The sequence below is a fragment of the Mycolicibacterium iranicum genome (assembly GCF_002101705.1).
GTDB lineage: Bacteria > Actinomycetota > Actinomycetes > Mycobacteriales > Mycobacteriaceae > Mycobacterium > Mycobacterium iranicum.
This window is the reverse complement of the sequence record NZ_LQPC01000030.1, coordinates 334,256-358,969: the sequence shown is the minus strand read 5'-3', so window position 1 is coordinate 358,969 and position 24,714 is coordinate 334,256. Positions and strand designations below refer to the sequence as shown.

Here is a 24,714-nt window from a genome sequence, read left to right as displayed (position 1 = left end):
TTCCTTGCTGGGCGGGTCGGGCGCTCACTGTTTCGAATATTTGGGAGTGACTTCGTGAGAACCCACAGCCTCCGGCTGACGGTTCGTGCCGTGCTCGTGAGCGCGGTCGCCTGCCTGGGCGCTGCGGCCACGTTCGCCGCCGCACCCGCGAACGCACAGCCGCCGATCCCGCTCGGCGGCGGGTCGGGACTGGTGGTCGACGGCGAAACGCTGTGCACGCTGACCGCCATCGGCACCGACAGCAAGGGCGACCTGATCGGATTCACCTCCGCGCACTGCGGCGGCCCCGGCGCCGTCGTCGCCGCGGAGGGTCTCGAGAACGCCGGCCTGGTGGGCAAGATGGTGGCGGGCAACGACATCCTCGACTACGCGGTTATCAGGTTCGACCCCGCCAAGGTCACGCCCGTCAACGAGGTCAACGGCTTCCGCATCGACGGCCTGGGCCCCGACCCGGCGTTCGGCGACGTCGCCTGCAAGCTCGGACGCACCACCGGCTACTCCTGCGGCGTCACCTGGGGACCCGGGCAGGAACCCGGCACGATCGTCAACCAGGTCTGCGGAGGCCCCGGCGACTCGGGCGCGCCCGTCACGGTCAACAACCGGCTCGTCGGCATGATCCACGGAGCGTTCTCCGAGGACCTGCCGACCTGCGTCGTCAAGTTCATCCCGCTGCACACGCCCGCTGTGACGATGTCGATCAACACGCAGTTGGCCGACATCGCCGCCAAGGGACGACCGGGCACCGGGTTCCGGCCGATCGGCTCCTAGATCACCGGACAGCACGGCGCAGCCGGATCGCGGCACTGACCACCAGCGCGATCACAGCACCCACGCCTGCCGCGCCCAACAGCGCAACACCTTGGGCCACATCGAAGTTCCAGCCCACGAAGTTGATGGTGGTGTGGACGGTGTTCTGCAACGCGAAGACCGCCAGGGCGACGGTGAGGATCAGTGCGAGAACCAGGGTCGCCTTGACGGCTCCGCCCGAACGACGGGCCGGTTTGCGGTCGGAGTTGGTGAGTGCGCTCATGTGATCGCTCCTTTCGGGATTGTGTGTCTGTCATGAAGACGGATCCCCGGAGCGAAACCGAACGCCGGTGCGGCGTGATGTACCGCACCTACGCCCGGCGCTTACTTGCTGGCGCGGATCGCCTCGAAGACGCTCGGATCCACCAGCGTGGAGGTGTCGCCGAGTTCGCGGCCCTCGGCGACGTCGCGCAGCAGCCGACGCATGATCTTGCCGCTGCGCGTCTTCGGCAGTTCGGGCACGACGTGGATCTCGCGGGGCTTGGCGATCGGGGAGATCTCGCGGGCCACCTCGGCGCGGAGTTCGTCGACCATGTTCTTCTCACCGCCGTGTGCACTCGACTTCAGGATCACGAACGCGCAGATCGCCTGACCGGTGTGCTCGTCGGTCGCACCGACCACCGCTGCCTCGGCCACTCCGGAGTGCCCGACGAGCGCCGATTCGACCTCGGCCGTCGAGATGCGGTGCCCCGAGATGTTCATGACATCGTCGATGCGGCCCAGCACCCAGATCTCGCCGTCCTTGCCGTACCGGGCACCGTCGCCGGCGAAGTACCAGCCCTGCTCGGCGAACCGCGACCAGTAGGTCTCCCGGTAGCGCTCCTCGTCGCCCCAGATGCCGCGCAGCATCGCCGGCCACGGCTTGTCGAGGACCAGGTAGCCGGTGACATGTTCTCCGAGGTCGGGTTGCGGCTCGAGCTCGTTGCCGTCGTCGTCGACGATCTTGGCCGAGATCCCCGGCAGCGCCCGCATTGCCGACCCGGGCTTGCACTCAGTCACGCCGGGTAGTGGCGAGATCATGATCGCGCCCGTCTCGGTCTGCCACCAGGTGTCGACGATGGGGGTCTTGTCCCCGCCGAACGCCATCCGGTACCAGCGCCACGCCTCGGGGTTGATCGGCTCACCAACCGAACCGAGAAGCCGCAGGGACGACAGGTCATGCTCGGCGGGAATCTGGCGACCCCACTTCATGAACGTGCGAACCAGTGTGGGAGCGGTGTAATAGATTGTGACACCGTATTTTTCGATCACCTGGTAGTGGCGGTGCTCATTCGGCGAGGCCGGGGTTCCCTCGTAGACGACCTGCGTGACGCCGTTGGACAACGGCCCGTACACGATGTAGCTGTGGCCGGTCACCCAGCCGATATCTGCTGTGCACCAATACACATCGGTCTCGGGCTTGACGTCGAAGACGTTGAAATGGGTGTAGGACGCCTGGGTCAGATAGCCGCCCGAGGTGTGCATGATGCCCTTGGGCTTGCCGGTGGTGCCCGAGGTGTAGAGCAGGAACAGCGGATGCTCGGAGTCGAAGGCCTCCGGGGTGTGGTCCGTCGAAGCCTTCGGCACTACCTCGTCCCACCAGAGGTCCCGGCCCTCGGTCCACGGTGTGTCGATCCCGGTGCGGCGCACCACGAGTACGTGCTCGACGGGGCTCTTGTCGCCGAGCCCTCCGATGGCTTCGTCGACACCTTCCTTGAGGGACACGGCCTTGCCGCGGCGGTACTGGCCGTCGGTGGTGATCACCAGCTTGGCCTGCGCATCGTCGATGCGAGCCTTCAGCGCGGACGCCGAGAAGCCAGCGAACACGACCGAGTGCATGGCGCCCAGGCGCGCACACGCGAGCATCGCGATGATCGCCTCGGGGACCATCGGCATGTAGATCGCGACGCGGTCCCCGGACTTCAGGCCGAGCTCGGTCAGCGCGTTGGCAGCCTGGCAGACCTCGTCTTTGAGTTCGGCGTAGGTGATGCTGCGCGAGTGATCGACGGGTTCGCCCTCCCAGTGGATCGCAACCCGGTCGCCATTGCCTGCCTCGACGTGGCGGTCGACGCAGTTGTAGGCGACATTGAGCTTGCCGCCGACGAACCACTTGGCGACCGGCGCGTCCGACCAGTCGAGCACCTCGGTGAAGGGCGTGTCCCAGCTGAGCCGGTTGGCCTGCTTGGCCCAGAAGCCGAGCCGGTCAGCCTCGGCCTCGTCGTAGAGGTCGGCTGTGGCGTTAGCGTTCTCGGTGAATTCGGGAGCCGGAGGGTAGGACATTTGGGCGTCCACGTGCGTCTCGGTCATGACTGTGAGGGTAGTCACCCAACGTTGCATCGACGTTGGCAACTCACAGCCGGGGCTGCAGGCGGCATCTGCGGCGCGACGAACGTCGAGGCTCGCCGGTCCAACGGTATCTTCTGGGGCGTGACCGACCCGCTGGCTCCGCTGACCGAGCTGCCCGGCGTCGCCGACGCGGGCGAGGAAGCGCGTGAGGCGCTCGGCAGAGCCCACCGGCATCGCACCAATCTGCGCGGCTGGCCGAAGACCGCCGCCGAAGCCTCGCTGCGGGCCGCCCGCGCGTCGTCGGTACTGGACGGCGGGCCGCTGCAGTTCTCGCCAGAAGGGGGGGACTCTGGCGGTTCCGCACCTCACGACCGGAGCGACCCGGTGCTCGCCGGCGCGCTGCGTGTCGCCGAGGCGCTGGAGGGTGGCGAGGGTGCACTGATCGGTGTGTGGCGACGCGCGCCGTTGCAGGCGATCGCCCGGCTGCACTCGCTCGCCGCGGCGGACCTCGTCTCCGACGACAGGTTGGGTCGGCCCCGGGAAGGAGCGGGTCGCCGGCTGGAATTGTTGGCCGACATCGCGACCGGTGGCACAAAGGTGCCTGCGACGGTGCTCGCGGCGGTGGCCCACGGCGAACTGCTGACGTTGGAACCCTTTGGCAGTGCCGACGGTGTGGTGGCCCGCGCGGTCTCGCGACTGGTCACGATCGCCAGCGGACTGGACCCGCACGGACTCGGCGTGCCAGAGATGCACTGGATGAAGCGCTCGAACGACTATCGAGCTGCGGCACGCGGATTCGCATCCGGTACCCCGGACGGCCTCACGGCATGGTTGCTTCTCAGTAACGAGGCGCTGCACGCCGGCGCGCGGGAAGCCCTGTCGATCGCTGCGGCGTCGCAGTCCTAGACCTTCTGCCCACCCGCCCCAGCAACATGAAGCGGGCGGTGCTCCGAATGGTCTTGCGACCCCATCGGCTCACCGCCCGCTAGCGCGGGGCTCCGGTTACCAAGCGTGCGTATCGGGTTGCGTGGGTGGCCTCGGCGTCCTTGCGCTCCGCTTCGACCGCAGCCCCACCCAAAGGACCGTCGAGGTCGTCCGATCTTCGCAATTACGCAGGCCCGCAACACTCTTACCTATATCGCGGTATGTGCTCCGCGTGGGTTCCGGGACCCGTGCTAGGAGCCGAGGTCGGGAGATCGAGCCTTCTCTTCCGGCTCGACCTTGGCCTCACCCGGCTTCCGTGCTTCCTTTGTACTCCGTGACCGGAGTCACATCAAGGGGCAATTGGGTCGCGAGCCCCGATCGTTACAAGAGCGCTCCAGCTACCTGCGTGTAGCCCGACATCAGAAAGCGAATCGGCGCAGCAGCGAGTAGGTCAGGGCGCCGGCCGCAAGCGCGCTCAGGCCGACCGCCGCCGTGGTCGCGACGGCGGCCCCCGACGGTGTCGGCACCCGGTCGCGTAGGGACACCGGCTTGGAGAAGGTGCGGATCGGCCAGTCGCGGGACACGGCTTCCTTGCGCAGCGTGCGGTCCGGGTTGACGACGGTCGGATGGCCCACGGATTCGAGCATCGGCAGGTCGGTGATCGAGTCCGAGTAGGCATAGCAATGCTCGAGCGCGTAACCCTCACGTTCGGCCAGCGCGCGGATCGCTTCGACCTTGCCCTCACCAAAGCAGTAGAAGGCGATATCGCCGGTGTACTTGCCATCTTCGACGACCATGCGTGTCGCCATCGCATGGGTGGCACCCAACGCCCGCGCGATCGGCCCCACAATCTCCTCGCCGGATGCCGACACCACGACAACATCGCGGCCGCACAGCTTGTGGTCGGCGATGAGCTCGGCGGCCTCAGCGAACACGAGGGGGTCGACGATATCGTGCAACGTCTCGCCGACGACAGCCTTGACCTGCTCGACATCCCAGCCTGCGCACATGTTCGTCAGGTAGGACCGCATCCGGTCCATCTGCTCGTGGTCGGCGCCCGACATAAGGAACAGGAATTGCGCATAGGTCGACTTCAGAACGGCGCGCCGGTTGATGAGTCCCTGGCTGAAGAATGGTTTGCTGAAAGCCAAAGTGCTCGATTTCGCAATGACTGTTTTGTCGAGATCGAAGAACGCGGCGGTGCGAACGGGGCGGTCCGATGAGGGGGACGCGTCGAGCGCCTGGCTACTCTCATCCGCCGGATCGGGTGAGGTCACACGGTCAGCATAGATGTGGGTCGCGTGACAGATCGCTTCCGATCGTACAAATTGGCAGTTCACGACACGTGTCTGCATCTGTAATCTTTCGCGCGCCACACCGAAGTCGTTGCCATTTCGATACTTGCGCTGGCCCTGTCGGGCGTGTGTATAGTGGGCTCTACTCGGCTTATGCCGGGTGTGCATCAGCCCGACCCCCCGGGGCTGATACACGACGACCTCCGCCTCCTCCCCCCCTGGCGGGGGTCGTCCCTTTTGTGGGGTCTTTTCGTCAAGCGGATAGATCACGCGGCGTCAATTTGTTGCGGAACGGCGTTTTCACCGCCGCTTTCGCATTCTGTCCTACGTCGCATCGCGAACTGTCCACACATCCGAGTTGATCCACAGATCCTTGCTATGACCCTTTCGGGCCGTGCTATTCCGCCGCAGGCTTGGACCCATGAACGCCACGGACGGGATCCTTTCTCTCGTCGATGACGAGGTTCTCATCGCCGACATCGACCGGGTGGTGGCGGCCGCCGGCCTGCGGATAGTGCGGACGAGCGATCCGTCGAACCGGCGCGTGTGGATGAGCGCCGCGGCGGTGCTCGTCGACTCGGCCGCTGCGCGCCGATGTGCCGCCCGCGGGTTGCCCCGACGCGCTCGCGTCCTTCTGATCAGCACAGTTCCGCCCGCGCCTGCGGATTGGGAAGCCGCCGTCGCCATCGGCGCGCAACAGATCGTGACGTTGCCGACGGATGATCGCGAACTGATGGCGGTGCTCGCGGATGCCAGCGAGACCGGCAGTGAAGCGGACGCCCGCGGTCCTGTTGTCGCGGTCATCGCGGGTCGTGGCGGTGGCGGGGCGTCGGTTCTCGCAACCGCGGTCGCCCAGGCGGCCACGGAATCTCTTCTCGTCGACGGCGATCCGTGGGGCGGCGGTCTCGACCTGGTGCTGGGCAGCGAGACCCAGCCCGGACTCCGCTGGCCCGATCTTTCGCTGGCAGCTGGCCGGGTGAGCTATTCGGCGCTTCGCGACGCACTCCCGAAGCGGCATGGGGTCACCGTGCTGTCGGGAAGCCGCGTGTTGTCTGGCGACGGATCCAGCAACGACATCGACGTCGCACCGCTGGGCGCGGTGATCGACGCGGGCAGCCGCGGCGGCGTGACCGTCGTGTGCGATGTGGCTCGGCGCCCGAGCGCCGCCAGCGAGATCGCGGTGGCATCTGCCGATCTTGTGGTGTTGGTCACTACGGCGGATGTGCGCTCTTGCGCCGCCGCGTCGGCGACCGCTCAGTGGGTCACGGCGGCCAATCCGAACACCGGCGTGGTGGTGCGCGGCCCAGCGCCCGGTGGCCTGCGGCCCGTTGATGTCGCGCGGATCGTCGGTCTACCGGTCCTTGCCGCCATGCGGCCGCAGCCCGGAATTGAAGCGGCCTTGGAACGCGGTGGTTTGCAGGTCCGGCCCAGGTCCCCTCTGGGCAGGGCCGCGCGCGAGGTGCTGTCGGTTCTTTGCCAAAACCCGCACTTGCAGAGCGTCATGGTGGCCGCATGAGTGCGCCGTTGATCGAGCGCGTCCGGGAGCGTCTCGCTGCACAGGCTGTCCCGCTACGCCCGAGCGTCGTCGCCGCAGCCATCAGAGCCGAGTCCGGCGGTGTGCTCGGTGATGCGGAAGTTCTGACCAGCATGCGTGAGCTGCAGACAGAACTGGTCGGGGCGGGCGTTCTCGAGCCGTTGCTGTCGGCCCCGGGGACGACAGACGTCCTGGTGACCGCACCCGACTCGGTCTGGATCGACGACGGCATGGGCCTGCGGCGGGCGTCGGTGCGATTTGCTGATGAGGCGGCTGTCCGCAGGCTGGCGCAGCGGTTGGCGTTGAGCGCTGGCCGCCGCCTCGACGAAGCTCAGCCCTGGGTGGACGGTCATCTATCCGGTCTGAGCGCCGGCGATCCGAGCGGCGCGCTGACGGTTCGCTTGCATGCGGTGCTGCCCCCGATCGCGGCAGCCGGGACGTGTTTGTCGCTGCGCGTTCTGCGACCTGCGAACCAGAACCTGGAGGCGCTGATCGGCGCGGGCACCATCGACGACGATGCAGCAGCGCTGTTGAAGGACGTGATCGGCGCGCGGCTGGCATTCGTGGTCTCCGGCGGAACGGGAGCGGGAAAGACGACACTGCTGGCCGCGCTTTTGGCGGCAGTGCCTGAACAGGAACGCATCGTCTGTGTCGAGGACGCCGCCGAACTCGAGCCCGACCATCCGCATCTGGTCAAGCTGGTGGCGCGTAACGCAAATGTCGAAGGTGCAGGGGAAGTCACGGTTCGCGATCTGGTCAAGCAGGCGTTGCGGATGCGGCCCGACCGGATCGTCGTCGGCGAGGTTCGCGGCGCCGAAGTCGTCGACCTGTTGACCGCATTGAACACCGGCCACGACGGCGGTTCGGGCACTGTGCACGCCAACAGTCCCGCAGAGGTGCCTGCGCGGTTCGAGGCGCTGGCCGCACTCGGCGGACTGGACCGGGCAGCGTTGCACAGCCAACTGGCGGCCGCGATTCAGGTGGTGCTCCATGTGGCCAGAGACCGTTCGGGGCGCCGCCGGCTCAGCGAGGTGGGGCTGCTGCGTCGCGCAGCAGACGGCCGCGTCGAGGTCGTCTCCTGCTGGCACTGCGAACGCGGCTTCGGGTCCGGAGCCGACGCGCTGCGCGACATGGTCCGCACCCGGGGGCTGCCGTGACGGCGGCGGCGGCGCTGGCCTTGGCGCTGGCTGCTTTGCTCCTGCCCGCCGACGCACGCTGGCGCGCCCGAGAGTTGGTCTCGGTCGGAAGGCGACGCAAGGCACTGCCAGCGCCGGCCTGCGCGGCAGCGGCATGCGTGACCGTGTCGCTGGCCTCGACGCCGATGGTCGCGGTGGCGCTGGGATTGCTGCTCGGCACGCTGCTTGTCCGGCGCCGCATCGCCGCGCGGCGACGCCGACGTGCCGGCGAAGGGATTGCACTGCAGGGGGCGCTCGACGTCCTGGTCGGTGAACTGCGTGTCGGTGCCCACCCGGTGGCTGCCATTGACGCTGCCGCCCAGGAGACAGATGGCCGGATGGCCGCCTCGCTGGGAGCGGTCGCGGCACGCGCCGTCTTGGGCGCCGATGTCGCGGCGGGGCTGCGCACCGAGGGCCGGTCGTCGCCCTCGCCCGGACACTGGGATCGACTCGCGGTGTGCTGGCAGCTCGCACAGACGCACGGTCTGGCGATCGCGACCCTGCTGCAGGCCGCGCAACGGGATATCGCCGAACGGGAGCGGTTCCGTGGCCGCGTCGAGGCGGGATTGGCCGGTGCGCGGGCCACGGCCGCCATTCTGGCCGGCCTTCCGCTGCTGGGGGTGCTCCTCGGCCACGCCATCGGAGCAGAGCCGGTCACCTTTCTCCTGTCCGGCGGGGTCGGTGGATGGCTGTTGGTGGTGGGCATGCTGTTCGTCTGCTGCGGCCTGCTGTGGTCGGACCGGATCACGTCGCGGGTGCTGTCGTGATCTGGTCAGCGGTGCTTCTCGCCGCGGCGGTTCTCGCACTGCCTCCGGTGTCGCTCACCAGGGTGCGACGCGGCCTGGGCATCGCGGGCGACGAGCAGAGACGCGAACCGGACGAGGATCCCCTTGCTGTCGCCGCAAGCCTCGATGTGCTGGCGGCGTGCCTGCGATCCGGCATGGCGGTCTCGACGGCCGCAGCCGCTGTAGCGGCATCGGCGCCCACGCAGATGGCGACTCTTCTGCAGCGCGCCGCCGACCTTCTCGCGCTCGGCGCCGAGCCTGCGCATGCCTGGGCGAATCCGGCGACCGTGGCGGAGGGTCATCTGAACGCCTTCCTGCGGATGGCCAGGCGGTCGGCGGCCTCCGGTAGCGCGCTTGCCGGCGGCGTTGAGGATCTGGCCGTTCAACTGCGCGGCGAGGCGTCCGATGCGGCGAGCGCGAGAGCCGAGCGGGCCTCGGTATTGATGGCCGGCCCGCTCGGGCTCTGTTACCTCCCGGCGTTCCTGTGTCTGGGCATCGTGCCCGTGGTCGCAGGACTCGCGGGCGAAGTTCTGCAAACAGGAGTGTTGTGACGGAATGCAAAGGAGAAACAGTGGTGAGACAACGGCTTCAGGATCTGCGGACACGGTTGATCGTGCTCGCGGTCGACGACGACGGGATGTCGACTGTCGAGTACGCCATCGGCACCATCGCGGCGGCCGCGTTCGGGGCCATCCTCTATACGGTTGTCACGGGCGATTCGATCGTCACCGCGCTGACCAACATCATCAACCGGGCTCTGAGCACGAACGTCTGAGCGACGATGCCGGAATCGCCACTGCAGAAGCGGCATTCGCCGTGGTGGCGCTGGTGGCCGTCCTGGCTGTGTGTCTGGCCGGACTCACCGCGATCAGCATGCAGGTGCGGTGCATCGATGCGGCGCGCGAGGCCGCGCGGCTGGCCGCGAGAGGTGATGCTGCATCGGCGACACGCACCGCACAGGGCATCGCACCGCCCGCCGCGGTCATCGATGTGCGAAGCGACGGCGATTTCGTCGTCGCGAGGGTCACCACGACATCGGCGCTGCTGCCGATGGTGTCGATCAGTGCCGAGAGCGTTGCCGCCGCCGAGGAGAGTGGTCGATGAGCGGGGCTCGGCAAGCCTGGTCGCGGCGGCGATGTGCGCGGTGCTGCTGGCCGTCACCGTCGGCGGAGCGCAGATCGGCGCGACGGTGGTGGCACGTCATCGGGCCCAGGCCGCCGCCGATCTCGCTGCGCTCGCCGGCGCGGCGGCTGTACCCGCCGGTGTTGGACCTGCGTGCGCAAAGGCGTCGACGGTGGCGCAAAGGATGGCGACGACCGCCGTGGGATGCTCCGTCGACGATCTCGATCTGACCGTGACGGTCGATGCCCCGGTCTCTCTGCGGCTTTTCGGGGCCGTCCATGCCCGCGCGCTCGCCCGCGCCGGACCGGCGTAGTCGAGACGGATTCAGAGCCTGGCGGTGCGGGGTTTACGCCCGCGCAAGGCGGGATACGCAGCCCGCATGACGGGCCCCGAAACGCTTGTCGGCCGCTACGAACTCCGCGGCCAGCTCGGCATCGGCGGGATGGCTGAGGTTCGCGACGGCTGGGACACGCGACTCGACCGTCCTGTCGCCGTCAAGCTGCTACATCCCAGCTTCAAGGCCGACCCCGACGCGCGACGACGGTTCGAAGTCGAGGCACGCTCGGCTGCGCCACTGTCGCACCCCAACATCGTCGCCATCCATGACTTCGGCACAGACGGCGGTACACCGTTCATCGTGATGGAGCGTCTGCCGGGCCGCACCCTCGCCGATGTCATCGCCCGCGGGCCGATGCCCGCGGAGCAGGTTCGCTCCATGCTCGATGAGGTGCTGGCAGCGCTGAGCGTCGCGCACGGCGCGGGCGTGCTGCATCGCGACATCAAGCCCGGCAACGTCCTCCTCACCGCCGACGGGCGCTCGGTGAAGGTCGCCGATTTCGGTATCGCCAAGAGCGCCGGAGCTGCGCTGACCGCGACGGGGCAGGTCATCGGCACGATGTGTTACATGAGCCCGGAGCGGGTCGCCGGCGCGCCCGCATCGGTCTCGGATGATCTCTACGCCGTGGGTTTGATGGGGTACGAGGCGCTCCTCGGCCATCGCGCCTTCCCGCAGGACAACCCTGTCGCGCTCGCGCGCGCGATCATGGATTCGCCACCGCCGCCTCTGAGTTCGCAGACCGGGGTCGATCCCGTGCTGGCCGCCGTCATCGACCGCGCGATGAACCGAGATCCGCGCGCACGCTTCGGCAGTGCCGCCCAGATGCGCGCCGCACTGGCCGGTGACATGACGGCCCTGACGGCGGCCGCGGGGCTGCCGAGACCGGCGACGCGCGTACTCGCCCAACCGCTGCCCGATCCGACAACACACTTCGTGGCTCCGCCCGCCCGACCGCAAAGCCGCAGGCGCAAGTACCTGCTTGCCGTGGCGGCCCTGGCGGCCTTCGCCGTCGCCGCACTCGCCCTGGCATTCGACCCGTTCACATCGACCGCCCCTCAGGAAAGCGTCAGCACCAGTACCGTCGTGCCGCCCCCGCGGCCGACCAGCACTCCGCCGACGGCTCCCCCGATGGTTCCGGTCACCCAGCCCGTACCGGCACCCGTGCTTGAGGAACCGGTGAAACCGGACAAGCCCGGCAACGGACGCGGCAACGGCAACGGGAAGAAGCCGAAACCCTGAGACTTCGGCGTTCGGCGTCTAGCTTCTGCGCAGTGGGTCGTTGCCGGGGCGCGGCGCTTCCGAGTCGGGGTGCTCCTCGATTCCCGCGGCGGTGAGTTCGGCGGTCGTCGGCATTCGCAGCGACGCCAGGCCGGCGTGAATGCCCCTGCCGAGCTCCACCCGATTGACCGTCACGTGCACCGGGGTCCAGCCTCCGTGATGGCCGACCATCCGCAGTACTCCGCTGGCGGCGCCCGTATCGAAGTCGGCGGCCATCTTCTTCATCGTCTGTCGATCTTGCGGATGGACGGCCTGCTCGCGGACCATGCCGGCGCGCCAGTCAAAGAACGGCACCGGATCGTCCAGCCACTTCAGCAGCGTCCAGTTCTTCGGGTCCACCAGTGCTCGGTGCACGCCCGGCTGCGCGAGACCGTCGAGGATGCGCTGCGCCAGCAGGTCGTGCTGGATGCCTGGGCCTTCGCGGACGGTGCGCCAGTTCATCGCGCGGCAGATGAGCCGTTCGCTGCCGTCGTCCTGGGTTTCGGGCACCGATCGCGCGACGAACCCAACGGTGATCGGTTCACCGCGGTAGTCGATCACATCCCACGTATCGCAAATGGTCACTCCCGCTTCGGGATTGATCACCATGCTGATGACTTCGGCTTCGTTGCGCTTCAGTTCGCGGCGCGGCAGGTCGTCGGCGAAGGCGCGCCCGTGGGTCATCTGTTTGGCCGGGTCCCATCCGCCCACCTGAAGGGATTCGACGGTGTCGGTCGCGGTGCCCGCGGTCAGGTCCCACATCAGCGAGCCCACCAGGGGGCGCTCGGGCGGCGCTTCGTCGGGCGCTCCCAGCCACATCTGTACGCCGTGGATGCGGCCGTCCGACATCTGGACCACTTCGGTTCGGATCACCCGGTCGTTCTTGGGTGTGATGCTGCTCAGGCCGGTCGCACTGCGCACCGTTTCGCCGATGGCGGTCTGAATGGCCATCAGATGGGGGCTGCGGCGCAGGAAGGTGCCGATCGGAATCAGGTCTTTGGTGTGGGCACCATGTGCGACGACGACAGGCACAGTGCCCAGTGTTTCCACGAGCATCCAGTCGTGGGTCATGGGCAGATCCTACCGACGGCCATTGTCACCTTTCGCCGCCAGGGCGCCCGTGACCAGGCGCAACACGCGAACGGCTCCGGCCTTGTCGAGCGGGTCGTTGCCGTTGCCGCATTTCGGGGACTGAACACACGACGGGCAGCCCGCCGGGCATTCGCATGCCTCGATAGCTGACGCGGTCGCGTTCCACCACTGGCTCAGCGTGCGGAACCCGCGGGCGGCGAAGCCGGCGCCGCCGGGGTAGCCGTCGTAGACGAAGATCGTCGGCAAGCCGTCCACCGGGCCCACCGCCGTCGACCCCCCGCCGATGTCGCCGCGGTCGCAACTGGCCATCAGCGGCAGTAGTCCGATGGCTGCGTGCTCGGCCGCGTGCAACGACCCCGGCACTCTTAGCGGATCAATTCCGTTGTCCTGCAGCACTTCCGGAGTCATGGTGCACATCACCGCCATGGTCTCCAGGTTGCGTGTCGGCATCTCCAGTTCGACGAAGTCGATCACTTCACCATCGAGGCGGCGGCGCAAGTATCCGGTCACGGTGTTGCTGACACACACGGGCACCAGGCCGACGGTGACGGGCCCGTGTTCGGTGCGTTCCCCTGCTCCGGTGACCGTGATGCCGGTGATCTCCCGTGCGAATGTCGTGTAACCGGGATCCTCGGCGTGCACGAAGGCGATCCCGTCCTCGAAATCCAGGGAATCGACGACATAACTCTCCCCCTGATGTAGATAGACGGCGCCAGGGTGCACCGACGCCGGGGCCTGACCCGCTCCCGCGCTGCCGAGCATTCGTCCCGTGCCCGCTTCCAGGATCGCGATCTGCCCGCCGCCGGAGCCGCGAATGTCGACAGCGGGGTGCGGGTCCAGGCCAGGGGCGGGAAAGTATCCGCTCGGACGACGGCGCAGCAGCCCGTCATCGACGAGCGTCGCGGCCACCGCCTCGGCATCCCACATCCGCACCTCGGCGTCGGTCAGCGGCAATTCGGTTGCCGCGCAAAGCAGCTGAGGGCCCAGCACGTACGGATTCGCGGGATCGATCACCACCCGCTCGATCGGTTTGTCCAGCAGCGCCGCCGGGTGGTGCACCAGGTAGGTGTCGAGCGGATCATCGCGGGCGATCAAGACGATGAGCGCTCCTTGGCCGCGGCGGCCCGCACGGCCGGCCTGCTGCCAGAACGACGCGACAGTTCCCGGAAAGCCGGCCAGCACAACGGCATCGAGGCCCGCGATGTCGACTCCGAGTTCCAGCGCGTTGGTGGTAGCCATCCCGCGCAGCCTGCCGTCGGCGAGTGCGTGCTCGAGCTCGCGGCGGTCCTCGGCGAGATATCCCGCTCGGTACGACGCGACCTGCTCTGCCAATTCGGGTGCGGTGTCGGCCAACCGGGTCCTGGCGCCCAGCGCTGCGAGTTCGGCTCCCCGACGGGATCGCACGAATGTCAACGTGCGTGCGCCTTCGGCCATCAGGTCGGCCATCACCCTGGCGGCTTCGGCGCCGGCGGAACGCCGCACCGGAGCGCCGTTCTCGCCCAACAGGTCGGGGAGCAGGGCGGGCTCCCACAATGCGACGGTGCGGGCACCCTGAGGTGAACCGTCTTCGGTCACCTCCGCCACCGTCTGCCCGATCAGCTCCGACGCGGTCGCCGCGGGCTGTGACGTCGTAGCGCTGGCGAAGATGACGGTCGGCATGCTCTCGGTTGGCGAATAGCGCGCGCACAACCGCAACAGCCGACGTAGCACCATGGCCACATTCGAGCCGAAAATGCCTCGGTAGTAATGACATTCGTCGACGACAACATACTGGAGGTGACGAAGGAACACCGCCCAGCGCGCGTGGTTGCGCAGCAGGGACACATGAATCATGTCCGGGTTCGAGAAGATCCACCGTGACCGCTCCCGCGCGAAACGGCGCACCTCTGAGGGGCTGTCTCCGTCGTAGGCCGTCGGTGCCACGTCGTTCAGACCGGGGATCGCGGCCGTCAACGCTGCGGCGGCGCGCAATTGGTCGTGGCCGAGTGCCTTGGTGGGGGATAGGTAGAGCACCCGCGACCGAGGGTTGTCCTTCAATCCCGTCAATATGGGTAGCTGGTAGGCCAACGACTTGCCTGACGCGGTACCCGTGCTCAACACCACATGGCGTCCATCGCGGACGAGTTCCGCCGCGGCCAGTTGATGGGACCACAGCGACTCGACGCCTCGATCATGGAACGCCCGCACCACATCTGGGTCTGCCCAGGCCGGCCACGCGTGCGTCCTCGCCCGCCTCGGCGCCAGGTCCGCGACATGGCGGAGCGGCTGCTCGTCGGCGGGGGTGCCCTCGACCGCACATGCGAGCAACTCGCGACCGAAATCCGGCACCGGATCTGTCATCGGACCCTTCCGGTTACGTACTCGGGCCGCCCAAAACCCGGCCCAGAACTTGTTGTACGTGAATTGTTCACCATGTGATGACCGCGAGACTGTCGCCACAGCCATGAACGTGGTTGACTGATCGCGGTCGCAGCTTCTGTGTTCGTGTAAAAGCACTCGCAGGAACGACGTTGCGATCGCGGTTCCTGCGAGGGTTGTAGGTCGGGTCGAGTTCCGAGCACTCCACGAAGGTATGGCGGTCGGAACCGGCCCGGACTGCCGAGAAGCGGCGGACCGCACCCGGTGAATATAGAGAAGGAAAGTACGAAAGATGCCACAGGGAACTGTGAAGTGGTTCAACGCGGAGAAGGGCTTCGGCTTCATCGCCCCCGAGGACGGCTCCGCTGACGTTTTTGTCCACTACACGGAGATCCAGGGTTCCGGCTTCCGCACCCTGGAAGAGAACCAGAAGGTCGAGTTCGAGGTCGGCCAGAGCCCCAAGGGCCCGCAGGCCACCGGCGTTCGCGCCGTCTGAGCAGAACACACCAAAGACCTCACATCACCCCCGCGCCGTCCACTCGGATGACGCGGGGGTGATCTCTTGTGGGACCAGGCCTGCGGCCGGGCAACACGTCTGCCGGGGGTCGCTGGCCTAATCTCGTCGTTGTGAGCCAGCTGTCCTTCTTTTCTGCGGAGTCGGTGCCCCCGGCGATCGCCGATCTGACGGGCCTGCTGGCCGGGCCGGGGCAGGTTGTGCTCGTCAGCGGTGCTGCGCGGCTGTCGGTCGTGGTCGAGCACCTGTGGCGCGCCGAGGCGCTGGCCGAGATGATCGCCGATGCGGGATTAGAGCCTGAGATCGCCCGCACCGACGAGAACAACCCGCTGGTGCGCACCGCTGCGGACTCCCGACTGGCCGGAATTGCCGCTGAGTGGACGCGTGGAGCGGTCAAGACCGTCCCGCCGCAGTGGCTGCCCGGGCCGCGGGAATTGCGGGCCTGGACGCTGGCGTCAGGCACTCCGGAGGCCGATCGCTACTTGCTCGGACTGGATCCGCATGCGCCCGACACGCATTCTGCGCTGGCGTCAGCGATGATGAGAGTCGGAATCGCGCCGACTCTCATCGGTACCAGAGGGTCGCATCCGGCGCTGCGAATCAGTGGACGACGACGTCTATCGCGCCTGGTAGAGAACGTGGGGGAACCTCCCGCGGTCGCCGAGGCGTTGTCGCAGTGGCCGCGGATCTAGCCCGGCCGCGGCACCTCGGCAGGGGGGCGACGGTTTGCGTCGGCAAGCCCGGGGTGCGAAATTGTCAGTTGCCGGAGCGGGTCGCATGAGTAAATGCAATCCGCAGGCAGCAGAAGAAGTGGAGCTTTTCGAACAGTGGCTGACGGGGACCGCGGCAGCGGCAGAAACGGGTCAGTGCGACGACTCGTCATAGTCGAGTCGCCTACCAAGGCGCGCAAAATCGCTGGTTACCTCGGGTCCAATTACATCGTCGAATCGTCTCGGGGGCACATCCGCGACCTGCCGCGGGCCGCTGCTGACGTGCCGGCCAAGTACAAATCGGAACCGTGGGCCCGCCTGGGGGTCAACGTCGACGCCGACTTCGAACCGCTCTACATCATCAGTCCCGACAAGAAGAGCACCGTCGCGGACCTGAAAGACAAGCTCAAGAACGTCGACGAGCTCTACCTCGCCACCGACGGTGACCGCGAGGGCGAGGCCATTGCCTGGCACCTCCTCGAGACGCTCAAGCCCCGCATCCCGGTCAAGCGGATGGTGTTCCACGAGATCACCGAGCCCGCGATCCGGGCCGCCGCCGCGGACCCCCGCGACCTCGACAACGACCTGGTCGATGCCCAGGAGACCCGCCGCATCCTCGACCGGCTGTACGGCTACGAGGTCAGCCCCGTGCTGTGGAAGAAGGTCGCGCCCAAGCTGTCGGCCGGCCGCGTCCAGTCGGTGGCCACCCGCATCATCGTTCAGCGCGAACGCGAGCGAATGGCGTTCCGCAGCGCCGGGTACTGGGACGTCACCGCCGAGCTGGATGCCAGCGTGTCGGACGCGCAGGCCAGCCCCCCGACCTTCGTCGCCAAGCTCAATACAGTCGACGGACGTCGCGTGGCCACCGGCCGTGACTTCGACTCCCTCGGTGCGGTGAAGAAGCCCGACGAAGTGCTGGTGCTCGACGAGACCGCCGCCAACGCGCTGGCCGGTGGCCTGCGCGGCGCCCAGTTGGCCGTCACGTCTGTCGAGCAGAAGCCGTACACCCGCAAGCCGTATGCGCCGTTCATGACCTCGACGCTGCAGCAGGAGGCGGGCCGCAAGCTGCGATTCTCCTCCGAGCGCACGATGAGCATCGCGCAGCGGCTGTACGAGAACGGCTACATCACCTACATGCGTACCGACTCGACCACGCTGTCGCAGTCGGCGATTGACGCCGCACGCAACCAGGCCCGCCAGCTCTACGGCGAGGAATACGTGCACCCGACGGCGCGCCAGTACACCCGCAAGGTGAAGAACGCGCAGGAGGCCCACGAGGCCATTCGTCCCGCCGGTGACGTGTTCCAGACGCCGGGGCAGCTGCACAGCCAGCTCGACACCGACGAATTCCGGCTCTACGAGCTGATCTGGCAGCGCACCGTCGCTTCGCAGATGGCCGACGCGCGCGGCACCACGCTGAGCTTGCGCATCGGCGGCAACGCAGTGTCCGGCGAGCAGGTCGTGTTCAACGCCAGCGGTCGCACCATCACCTTCCCCGGCTTCCTGAAGGCATATGTCGAGAGCATCGACGATCTGGCCGGTGGCGAATCGGACGACGCCGAGAGCCGACTGCCGAACTTGACGCAGGGCCAGCGCGTCGACGCCAAGGATCTGACCGCCGACGGTCACACCACGTCGCCGCCCGCGCGCTACACCGAGGCCTCGCTTATCAAGGCGCTCGAGGACCTGGGCATCGGCAGGCCGTCGACGTACAGCTCGATCATCAAGACCATCCAGGACCGCGGTTACGTCCACAAGAAGGGCAGCGCGCTGGTCCCGTCGTGGGTGGCATTCGCCGTGATCGGTTTGCTGGAGCAGCATTTCAGCCGTCTGGTCGACTACGACTTCACCGCCGCGATGGAAGACGAGCTCGACGAGATCGCCTCCGGGCATGAGCGAAGGACCAACTGGCTCAACAACTTCTACTTCGGCGGCGAGCACGGCGTCGACGGATCGATCGCCCGCGCGGGCGGGCTGAAGAAGCTCGTCGGCGGCAACCTCGAAGAGATCGACGCGCGAGAAGTCAACTCCATCAAGCTCTTCGACGACGCCGAAGGTCGCGCGATCAACGTCCGCGTGGGGCGCAACGGCGCCTACCTCGAGCGCATGGTCGCCGACCCGGACAATCCCGGTGAGCTCAAACCGCAGCGCGCCAACCTCAAAGACGAGCTGACGCCCGACGAGCTGACCCTCGAGCTGGCCGAAAAGCTGTTCGCCACACCGCAGGAGGGCCGCTCGCTCGGGGTCGACCCGGAGACCGGGCATGAGATCGTCGCCAAGGACGGACGGTACGGCCCCTACGTCACCGAGGTGCTGCCCGAACCTGCGTCGGGGAACCCCGACGATGGCACTGCGGGTAGCGGCGCCAAGAAGGGCAAGAAGCCGACCGGTCCCAAGCCGCGGACCGGTTCGCTGCTGAGGTCGATGGACTTGGAGACGGTGACGCTCGAGGACGCGCTGCGGTTGCTGTCGCTGCCCCGGGTCGTCGGCGTCGACCCGGCCAACGGTGAGGAGATCACCGCGCAGAACGGCCGCTACGGCCCATACCTCAAGCGCGGCACCGATTCTCGGTCGCTGGCCACCGAGGAGCAGATGTTCGACATCACCCTCGACGAGGCTCTGAAGATCTACGCGGAGCCGAAACGGCGCGGCAGGCAGGGTGCGGCGACACCACCGTTGCGCGAGCTCGGCGTCGACCCCGTCTCGGAGAAGCCGATGGTGATCAAGGACGGCCGGTTCGGGCCCTATGTCACCGACGGCGAGACCAACGCCAGCCTGCGCAAGGGCGACGACGTGCTGTCGATCACCGATGCGCGCGCATCGGAGTTGTTGGCCGATCGCCGTGCGCGCGGACCGGTGAAGAAGAAGGCGACCAAGAAAGCCGCCAAGAAGACGCCCGCCAAGAAGGTGGCGAAGAAAGCCGCCAAGAAGGCTTAACTGCTCCTGCTGGACACGTCGTCGGCGACCTGGCTGTCGACACTGCCCGGCGTGAACAGGTTGACCGGTCGCGCCAGTTGGGTCGGCGCCGTCCGGCCACGCAATTCGACGATCTCGCCGACGTCCCAGCACAGTGCCTCGGCGTCCAGTGCCTGTGACACCGCGATCGAGGACGCCAGCACGTGGCCGGGCTCCAACTTGGCCAGCTCGGTGAGCCGGGCGGCTTCGTTGACCGGGTCGCCGATCACGGTGTACTCGAAGCGGGCCTGTGCACCGATGTGGCCGGCGATCGCTCGGCCCGCCGACACCCCGATGCCGAACTCGGTTTCGCCCAGCACCTCGATCAACTCGTCGTGCAACTCCCGTGAGGCGGCCAGCGCGGCCCCGGACGCATCGGGGTGTTCGATCGGGGCGCCGAAGATGGCCAGTGCTGCGTCACCCTGGAATTTGTTGACGAACCCGCCGTGCCGGTTGACGGTGTCGACGACGACGCGGAAGAACTCGTTGAGCAGGTTGACGACCTCGGCGGCCGGAATCGTCGCGGCCAGATGCGTGGAACCGACCAGGTCGACGAACAGCACCGCCACGTCGCGTTCTTGGCCGCCGAGCTCGGTGCCGCGCTCCAGCGCTCGGCGGGCGACGTCTTCGCCCACGTACCGGCCGAACAGGTCCCGCAGACGTTGTCGTTCGGCGAGGTCGCGCACCATGTCGTTGAACCCGGCCTGCAGCAGCCCGAGTTCGCTGGCGTCGTAGATCTGCATGTGCGCGTTGTAGTTGCCGCGCTGCACCTCGCCGAGGGCCCAGCGCAGCTGGCGCAGCGGGTCGGCGATCGACATGGCCACCAGCACCGTGCTGGACAGCCCGATCACCAGCGCGACGATCGCCAGCAGCAGGATCGTGGTGATCACCCGGTCCGCGGGCGCGGTCAGGACGTCGAACTTGCTGGCCACCAAGGCCAGCAGGATCGCCACCAGCGGGACGCCGGTCGAGAGCACCCAGGTCAGCACCTGGCGCAGGATGACACCGGGTGCCCGGAAGTTCTCCGGCACACCGCCGCGCAGCGCCGCAACCGCCACCGGTCGCAGGACCCGCTCGGACTGCAGATATCCGATGATCGCGGTCGCGGTGGCGCCCAGGCCGGTGGCGACCGCGACGACGGGCGCGGACTTGCTGGCCACCGGCCAGCTGGCGACGATGAACACCACCGAGCCCAGCAGCCAGTTCGTCGCGCTGATCAGCGAGCGGTAGAAGGGCATCTTCAGCGCACGGATGCGCGCGACCTCGGTGTCGGCGGGGTCGCGGTCACCGAGCAGCATGTCGCGCCGCTGCCAGCGCATCACCGGGATGAGCATGCGCAGCGTGAAATAGGACGCGACGGTGAACGAGACGAAGAGGTAACCGAGGAAGATCGCCAGGTTGAATGCGGGCAGATCCTGGAGCTGGATGCGGTCCTCGGGGGGTAGCCCGAAACGCAGGAAACCGAGCACCAGCAGGGCACCGATGATGTCGGCCTGAAGCATGCCGAGGGTGAACACCGGCCACGGGGTGCGCGCGACCCATCGGACGAATGCGCTGATTCGTCCGATCTCGATCGCTTCGGCGGCCATTGGTTTACCGTATCGGGCCGAGCTGGCCCGGAAGTGGCGTCTGGGACGGACGTGTCGGTTCGCAGCATTACTGTTATCGGCGATGGCCGGTGTTTTCTCGCGTCTGGTGGGTCAGGACGCAGTCGAGACGGAGTTGGTGGCCGCGGCACGCGCGGCGCGGGGTGATTCCGCTCACAGCGACCCTGGCACTGGGACCGGGACCATGACGCATGCGTGGCTCATCACCGGTCCGCCGGGTTCAGGGCGTTCCGTGGCGGCCCTGTGCTTCGCCGCGGCGCTGCAGTGCACCTCCGAGGGAACACCGGGCTGCGGGGAGTGTCGGGCCTGCACAACGGCGATGGCGGGCACGCATGCCGACGTCCGGCGCATCATCCCCGAGGGCCTGTCCATCGGCGTCGATGCGATGCGCACCATCGTGCAGATAGCGTCGCGCAGGCCGGGCACCGGCCGCTGGCAGATCGTCGTGATCGAGGACGCCGACCGACTGACCGAGGGCGCGGCCAACGCGCTGCTCAAAGTGGTCGAGGAGCCGCCGCCGTCGACGGTGTTCCTGTTGTGCGCGCCGTCGGTCGACCCCGAGGACATCGCGATCACGCTGCGGTCGCGCTGCCGCCACGTCGCCCTGGTCACCCCGCCCGTGGACGCCATCGCGCGGGTCCTGATCGACTCCGATGGGCTGCCCGAGAAGGACGCGGTGTGGGCTGCCTCGGTCAGTGGCGGCCATGTCGGGCGCGCGCGCAGGCTGGCGACCGACGAGCAGGCTCGTGAGCGGCGGCTTCGGGCATTGGGTCTGGCGCGCGACGCCGCGACCCCGTCGCGGGCGTACGCCGCTGCCGAGGAGCTGGTGGCCACCGCGGAGGCCGAGGCGAGAGCCCTCACCGGAGACCGCAACGAGACCGAGGCCGAGGAGTTGCGGACGGCTCTGGGCGCGGGCGGGACGGGCAAGGGCACCGCCGGCACGATGCGCGGCGCTGCGGGAGCTCTCAAGGACCTGGAGAAGAGACAGAAGTCACGGCAGACCAGAGCGTCGAGGGATGCGCTGGATCGTGCGCTGATCGACCTGGCGACGTATTTCCGGGACGCGCTGCTGGTGTCCTCAGGTGCCGGAAACGTGTCGCCCAACCACCCCGACATGGCGGAGAAGGTGGCCGCGATGGCGGCCCATGCCTCGCCCGAGGCGCTTTTGCGCTGTATCGAAGCGGTGCTGGAGTGTCGCGAAGCGCTGGCGGTCAACGTCAAGCCGAAGTTCGCGGTCGACGCGATGGTCGGGACGGTTGGGCAGGCGCTGCGAAGCTGACCGGGGGATCGTTTTGGGTGGTGCGGGGACCTACCGTAGACTCACCACGCTGGTCACGGGTGCTTGGCACTTCGCGCAAGCGCCCATCGGCCAGCACGCCGCCTTAGCTCAGTCGGTAGAGCGATTCACTCGTAATGAATAGGTCGGGGGTTCGATTCCCCCAGGCGGCTCCGAAACAATCCAGCTCGTCCGCCGAGCGTGCGCCGACGGCGGGCAAATCGGCGGTTTCCCGCCCTCACCGCACGTTCGCGACGCCTTCGGGCTCCCGATCGGTGGCCGGACGGCGGAGGAATCCACTGCGCTCAGCGCGGTATGTACGTCAATAAGGTCTTCCCGCTTTCGGATTCAGCCCGAACAGGGTCGGTGCGGCGATGCCGAAGCGTGATGAACCTTTGATCGAATCGAAGGATTGGAAACAACTTTCGCGCACTATCGTTGGTTTTCGACCATCAGTTTCCGATGGCGCTGCAACCTCGAACGATACGGAGTGCCATGCGCGTGGCTGTGCGGAGTGCCTTCGTGGTGGGCATCGTGGCTTCGACCGTGGTTGTCGCTCCGGCCGAAATTCGCGAAGTGGCAAGTTGGACACCGCAACTCGACATTGCGTCGATGCTCCCTGCGGAGGGCGCGGTCGTCGGAGTGGCGCATCCTCTGGTCATCACCTTCGACAACGTGGTGGTCGATCGGCGCGCCGCCGAGCAGGCCATGCGCGTCAAGTCTGAGCCGCCGATGACCGGCACCTTCGAATGGGTCGAAGGCAATGTGGCGCACTGGGTTCCGAACTCGTTCTGGCCCGCGCACAGCACCGTCAAGCTCACCCTGGGTGACCTGCCCACCAGGAAATTCGACGTCGGTCCCGCCGTTGTCGGCGTCGCCAACCTCTCCGACCACACGTTCACCGTGACGATCGACGGGAAGCCCCCTTCTGAGCTGCCGGCGCCGCACCATCGGCCCTTCTGGGGACAACATGGGGTGTTCCCGGCGTCCATGGGCCGACCGGAGTACCCCACCCCGGTCGGGGTCTACTCCGTTTTGGCCAAAGAGCGTGACGTGACAATGGATTCCAGCAGCGTGGGCATACCTGTCGATGCTCCCGACGGCTATCTACTGGATGTGGAGTACGCCGTCCGGTTCACCCAGCGCGGCCTCTTCGTGCATTCGGCTCCGTGGGCTGTCAACCAGATGGGCTATGAGAACGGCAGTCACGGATGCGTCGGGCTCAGCACCGAAGATGCCGAATGGTATTTCAACACCGTCAACGTCGGTGATCCGATTATCGTGCGCGAGAACAGCGTTGAGGTGCCGCAGGCGGTACCCCGGTAGGATTCGGCCACGATCGATGAGAAACGCCCGTCATTGAGACGGGCGTTTCTGGCGTTCGGGCACTAACGAACATCAGGTGCCCGAGACGCCAATGACGGCCCGCCCCAGGGGGACGGGCCGTCAAAGACGATCTCGGCTACCGAGCGGGGCCCGGAGCGGTCGGCTGACCGGGGACCGGGGCGCCACTGGGCGCGGGGCCGGTCAGGTCGCCCTTGCCCGCAAGGCCGCCCATCGTGGTCAGCGGGAGTCCGCCCGCTGCGGCTCCCGCCACAGGCACCGGCGGAATGACCGGTGGCGGCGCCAGCGGTGGAACCACCGGCGGAACCACGGGCGGCGGCGCCAACGGTGGCACGACGGGCGGCACGACCGGTGGCGGCGCCAACGGTGGCACGACGGGCGGCACGACCGGCGGCGGTGCCAGGGGTGGTGGCACCGGCCCGGGCAGGGCCATCGGAACGCCGGCCATCTCCGACATCGGCGCGCACGCCGCCGCTGCTGCCGGATCCGTACCGGCAGAGCTGTAGAAGCATTCGCCTCCGCCGGCTTGCGCGACGCCGGGGCTGAACGCCAACGCGACGCTGCACAGGCCGGCGCCGACGGCGGCCACTCTGATGCTGAGTCGATCAAAGACCGCCATCAACTACCACTCCTTCACTGACAATCACACATTCCAAGGCCGTCATCAGAACGACTGCGTAAATTTATCGGCATTCGTGGTGGCGCGGAATGTGTCGTTTCCGAACAGATACGTGCGATCCGGTTTGATACCGGTCTGTATCGGAATCGGTTGAGAATGAGATGATTTCGAGACTCGCGCGTGCGCGTTTCGCAAGAACAGGGACGGTGACCGTCGCCGGTGCTATGGCGACGCGAAATCGCCGACGGCAGTCATCATGGTGCCGTTGGACGCCGTCGCGAAACCGGCTGCGGCGAATGCACAGTTCAGGATGATCGCCCGGTGTCCCGGACTGCCCATCCAGAAGGCCAGCGCGGCATCCGCGGTGGCAGCGGAGCCGGTGGCCCAGAAGACGATCTCCCCTGTGGAGGAGGCCTGGCTGAAGCCCGCAGCCGCCATCCGTGCACTCGGTGACGAGCCGTCCGAACCGACGTGACTGAAGTTGCTGTTCGTCAGCATGTCGTTGGCATGCCGCTGCGCCGCCGCGGTCAATCGCGGATCCTGACGAACCGCCCCGCAGGATTGACGAAGCTGGTTGACGCCGGCATACAGCCCGGTCGCCACGTCGGCCTGCGCGGAGAAGTCGGCGGTCGTGCCGAGGGTCGTGATGACGGCCGCGCTGATCGCGACCGCACCGACGAGCTTCGCCTTCATTATCTCTACGTCGCGTTGCCGCCGACTTCCGTTACACAATCGAGA

General features: G+C 67.6%; 23 protein-coding genes and 1 tRNA gene. 16 read left to right on the top strand and 8 right to left on the bottom strand.

Annotated features, from left to right (window positions below; translation table 11 throughout):
- The first annotated feature begins 54 nt into the window (after positions 1-54).
- Positions 55-768 carry a S1 family peptidase gene (locus AWC12_RS15330; RefSeq protein ID WP_085175289.1) on the top strand — a complete coding sequence of 238 codons (714 nt, stop codon included), beginning with the start codon at positions 55-57 and terminating at the stop codon, positions 766-768.
- A 1-nt stretch (position 769) separates the two neighbouring features.
- On the opposite strand, the gene AWC12_RS15325 is transcribed toward AWC12_RS15330, so the two are convergent.
- On the bottom strand, positions 770-1,030 hold the full coding sequence (locus tag AWC12_RS15325; RefSeq protein ID WP_024446942.1) for a LapA family protein: 261 nt from the start codon (positions 1,028-1,030) through the stop codon (positions 770-772).
- Between the two features lie 101 nt (positions 1,031-1,131).
- Positions 1,132-3,093: an acetate--CoA ligase gene (acs, locus tag AWC12_RS15320; RefSeq protein WP_085175287.1), complete on the bottom strand. Its 1,962-nt coding sequence runs from the start codon at positions 3,091-3,093 to the stop codon at positions 1,132-1,134.
- Positions 3,094-3,213: 120 nt separating this feature from the next.
- On the opposite strand from acs, the gene AWC12_RS15315 reads away from it, so the two are divergent.
- Positions 3,214-3,978: a Fic family protein gene (locus tag AWC12_RS15315; RefSeq protein ID WP_024446940.1), complete on the top strand. Its 765-nt coding sequence runs from the start codon at positions 3,214-3,216 to the stop codon at positions 3,976-3,978.
- A 437-nt stretch (positions 3,979-4,415) separates the two neighbouring features.
- On the opposite strand, the gene AWC12_RS15305 is transcribed toward AWC12_RS15315, so the two are convergent.
- Positions 4,416-5,273, bottom strand: coding sequence for an HAD-IB family hydrolase (locus tag AWC12_RS15305; protein ID WP_024446939.1), 858 nt, complete (start codon positions 5,271-5,273; stop codon positions 4,416-4,418).
- 439 nt (positions 5,274-5,712) lie between these two features.
- Here AWC12_RS15305 and ssd point away from each other — a divergent pair, with 439 nt between their 5' ends.
- The 8 genes from ssd to AWC12_RS15265 all read left to right on the top strand — a co-directional run bounded on the left by ssd (position 5,713) and on the right by AWC12_RS15265 (position 11,483).
- Positions 5,713-6,807 (top strand): septum site-determining protein Ssd, encoded by a 1,095-nt coding sequence (gene ssd / locus AWC12_RS15300; protein WP_024446938.1) that lies wholly within the window; start codon positions 5,713-5,715, stop codon positions 6,805-6,807.
- Positions 6,804-7,982: a TadA family conjugal transfer-associated ATPase gene (locus AWC12_RS15295; protein WP_024446937.1), complete on the top strand. Its 1,179-nt coding sequence runs from the start codon at positions 6,804-6,806 to the stop codon at positions 7,980-7,982. Before ssd ends, AWC12_RS15295 begins: the two co-directional genes overlap by 4 nt.
- Positions 7,979-8,767 carry a type II secretion system F family protein gene (locus tag AWC12_RS15290; RefSeq protein ID WP_024446936.1) on the top strand — a complete coding sequence of 263 codons (789 nt, stop codon included), beginning with the start codon at positions 7,979-7,981 and terminating at the stop codon, positions 8,765-8,767. The genes AWC12_RS15295 and AWC12_RS15290 overlap by 4 nt, the downstream gene beginning before the upstream one ends.
- Complete coding sequence (locus tag AWC12_RS15285; protein ID WP_024446935.1) at positions 8,764-9,336, top strand: type II secretion system F family protein; 573 nt, start codon at positions 8,764-8,766, stop codon at positions 9,334-9,336. The genes AWC12_RS15290 and AWC12_RS15285 overlap by 4 nt, the downstream gene beginning before the upstream one ends.
- A gap of 23 nt (positions 9,337-9,359) precedes the next feature.
- Complete coding sequence (locus AWC12_RS15280; protein WP_412093744.1) at positions 9,360-9,560, top strand: DUF4244 domain-containing protein; 201 nt, start codon at positions 9,360-9,362, stop codon at positions 9,558-9,560.
- A 14-nt stretch (positions 9,561-9,574) separates the two neighbouring features.
- Positions 9,575-9,889 carry a TadE family type IV pilus minor pilin gene (locus AWC12_RS15275; RefSeq protein ID WP_200865000.1) on the top strand — a complete coding sequence of 105 codons (315 nt, stop codon included), beginning with the start codon at positions 9,575-9,577 and terminating at the stop codon, positions 9,887-9,889.
- Between the two features lie 31 nt (positions 9,890-9,920).
- On the top strand, positions 9,921-10,220 hold the full coding sequence (locus tag AWC12_RS15270) for an Rv3654c family TadE-like protein (RefSeq protein ID WP_024446932.1): 300 nt from the start codon (positions 9,921-9,923) through the stop codon (positions 10,218-10,220).
- Between the two features lie 66 nt (positions 10,221-10,286).
- Positions 10,287-11,483, top strand: a complete 1,197-nt coding sequence (locus tag AWC12_RS15265) for a serine/threonine-protein kinase (protein ID WP_085175285.1) — start codon at positions 10,287-10,289, stop codon at positions 11,481-11,483.
- Positions 11,484-11,501: 18 nt separating this feature from the next.
- On the opposite strand, the gene AWC12_RS15260 is transcribed toward AWC12_RS15265, so the two are convergent.
- Both AWC12_RS15260 and AWC12_RS15255 read right to left on the bottom strand, forming a co-directional pair.
- Complete coding sequence (locus tag AWC12_RS15260; RefSeq protein WP_024446930.1) at positions 11,502-12,572, bottom strand: PAS domain-containing protein; 1,071 nt, start codon at positions 12,570-12,572, stop codon at positions 11,502-11,504.
- 9 nt (positions 12,573-12,581) lie between these two features.
- Entirely contained in the window at positions 12,582-14,933 is a 2,352-nt protein-coding gene (locus AWC12_RS15255) for a DNA 3'-5' helicase SftH (protein ID WP_085175283.1), read from the bottom strand.
- A 310-nt stretch (positions 14,934-15,243) separates the two neighbouring features.
- Here AWC12_RS15255 and AWC12_RS15250 point away from each other — a divergent pair, with 310 nt between their 5' ends.
- The 3 genes from AWC12_RS15250 to topA all read left to right on the top strand — a co-directional run bounded on the left by AWC12_RS15250 (position 15,244) and on the right by topA (position 19,112).
- Entirely contained in the window at positions 15,244-15,447 is a 204-nt protein-coding gene (locus AWC12_RS15250; protein WP_006243848.1) for a cold-shock protein, read from the top strand.
- A 131-nt stretch (positions 15,448-15,578) separates the two neighbouring features.
- Complete coding sequence (locus AWC12_RS15245) at positions 15,579-16,157, top strand: hypothetical protein (protein ID WP_085175281.1); 579 nt, start codon at positions 15,579-15,581, stop codon at positions 16,155-16,157.
- 135 nt (positions 16,158-16,292) lie between these two features.
- On the top strand, positions 16,293-19,112 hold the full coding sequence (gene topA / locus AWC12_RS15240) for a type I DNA topoisomerase (protein WP_085175280.1): 2,820 nt from the start codon (positions 16,293-16,295) through the stop codon (positions 19,110-19,112).
- On the opposite strand, the gene AWC12_RS15235 is transcribed toward topA, so the two are convergent.
- Entirely contained in the window at positions 19,109-20,719 is a 1,611-nt protein-coding gene (locus AWC12_RS15235) for an adenylate/guanylate cyclase domain-containing protein (protein ID WP_024446926.1), read from the bottom strand. The two genes, topA and AWC12_RS15235, sit on opposite strands and share 4 nt — an antisense overlap.
- 82 nt (positions 20,720-20,801) lie before the next feature.
- On the opposite strand from AWC12_RS15235, the gene AWC12_RS15230 reads away from it, so the two are divergent.
- The 3 genes from AWC12_RS15230 to AWC12_RS15220 all read left to right on the top strand — a co-directional run bounded on the left by AWC12_RS15230 (position 20,802) and on the right by AWC12_RS15220 (position 23,339).
- Positions 20,802-22,016, top strand: coding sequence for a DNA polymerase III subunit delta' (locus tag AWC12_RS15230; RefSeq protein ID WP_085175278.1), 1,215 nt, complete (start codon positions 20,802-20,804; stop codon positions 22,014-22,016).
- A gap of 97 nt (positions 22,017-22,113) precedes the next feature.
- A tRNA-Thr gene (locus AWC12_RS15225) sits at positions 22,114-22,186 on the top strand.
- A 322-nt stretch (positions 22,187-22,508) separates the two neighbouring features.
- The gene (locus tag AWC12_RS15220) at positions 22,509-23,339 is read left to right on the top strand and encodes a L,D-transpeptidase (protein ID WP_085175276.1); all 831 of its coding nucleotides are present in this window, start codon (positions 22,509-22,511) and stop codon (positions 23,337-23,339) included.
- A gap of 136 nt (positions 23,340-23,475) precedes the next feature.
- On the opposite strand, the gene AWC12_RS30595 is transcribed toward AWC12_RS15220, so the two are convergent.
- Together AWC12_RS30595 and AWC12_RS15210 are read right to left on the bottom strand one after the other, a co-directional pair.
- Positions 23,476-23,976: a hypothetical protein gene (locus tag AWC12_RS30595; RefSeq protein ID WP_024446922.1), complete on the bottom strand. Its 501-nt coding sequence runs from the start codon at positions 23,974-23,976 to the stop codon at positions 23,476-23,478.
- 222 nt (positions 23,977-24,198) lie between these two features.
- The gene (locus AWC12_RS15210) at positions 24,199-24,669 is read right to left on the bottom strand and encodes a CAP domain-containing protein (protein ID WP_036465082.1); all 471 of its coding nucleotides are present in this window, start codon (positions 24,667-24,669) and stop codon (positions 24,199-24,201) included.
- Positions 24,670-24,714: the final 45 nt, after the last annotated feature.

Bases quoted from the DNA above. Each gene is read 5' to 3' on its own strand.
- AWC12_RS15325 (WP_024446942.1), bottom strand. From the start codon at position 1,030: ATGAGCGCACTCACCAACTCCGACCGCAAACCGGCCCGTCGTTCGGGC.
- acs (WP_085175287.1), bottom strand. From the start codon at position 3,093: ATGACCGAGACGCACGTGGACGCCCAAATGTCCTACCCTCCGGCTCCC.
- ssd (WP_024446938.1), top strand. From the start codon at position 5,713: ATGAACGCCACGGACGGGATCCTTTCTCTCGTCGATGACGAGGTTCTC.
- AWC12_RS15295 (WP_024446937.1), top strand. From the start codon at position 6,804: ATGAGTGCGCCGTTGATCGAGCGCGTCCGGGAGCGTCTCGCTGCACAG.
- AWC12_RS15270 (WP_024446932.1), top strand. From the start codon at position 9,921: ATGTGCGCGGTGCTGCTGGCCGTCACCGTCGGCGGAGCGCAGATCGGC.
- AWC12_RS15265 (WP_085175285.1), top strand. From the start codon at position 10,287: ATGACGGGCCCCGAAACGCTTGTCGGCCGCTACGAACTCCGCGGCCAG.
- AWC12_RS15260 (WP_024446930.1), bottom strand. From the start codon at position 12,572: ATGACCCACGACTGGATGCTCGTGGAAACACTGGGCACTGTGCCTGTC.
- AWC12_RS15255 (WP_085175283.1), bottom strand. From the start codon at position 14,933: ATGACAGATCCGGTGCCGGATTTCGGTCGCGAGTTGCTCGCATGTGCG.
- AWC12_RS15250 (WP_006243848.1), top strand. From the start codon at position 15,244: ATGCCACAGGGAACTGTGAAGTGGTTCAACGCGGAGAAGGGCTTCGGC.
- AWC12_RS15235 (WP_024446926.1), bottom strand. From the start codon at position 20,719: ATGGCCGCCGAAGCGATCGAGATCGGACGAATCAGCGCATTCGTCCGA.
- AWC12_RS15230 (WP_085175278.1), top strand. From the start codon at position 20,802: ATGGCCGGTGTTTTCTCGCGTCTGGTGGGTCAGGACGCAGTCGAGACG.
- AWC12_RS15220 (WP_085175276.1), top strand. From the start codon at position 22,509: ATGCGCGTGGCTGTGCGGAGTGCCTTCGTGGTGGGCATCGTGGCTTCG.
- AWC12_RS30595 (WP_024446922.1), bottom strand. From the start codon at position 23,976: ATGGCGGTCTTTGATCGACTCAGCATCAGAGTGGCCGCCGTCGGCGCC.
- AWC12_RS15210 (WP_036465082.1), bottom strand. From the start codon at position 24,669: ATGAAGGCGAAGCTCGTCGGTGCGGTCGCGATCAGCGCGGCCGTCATC.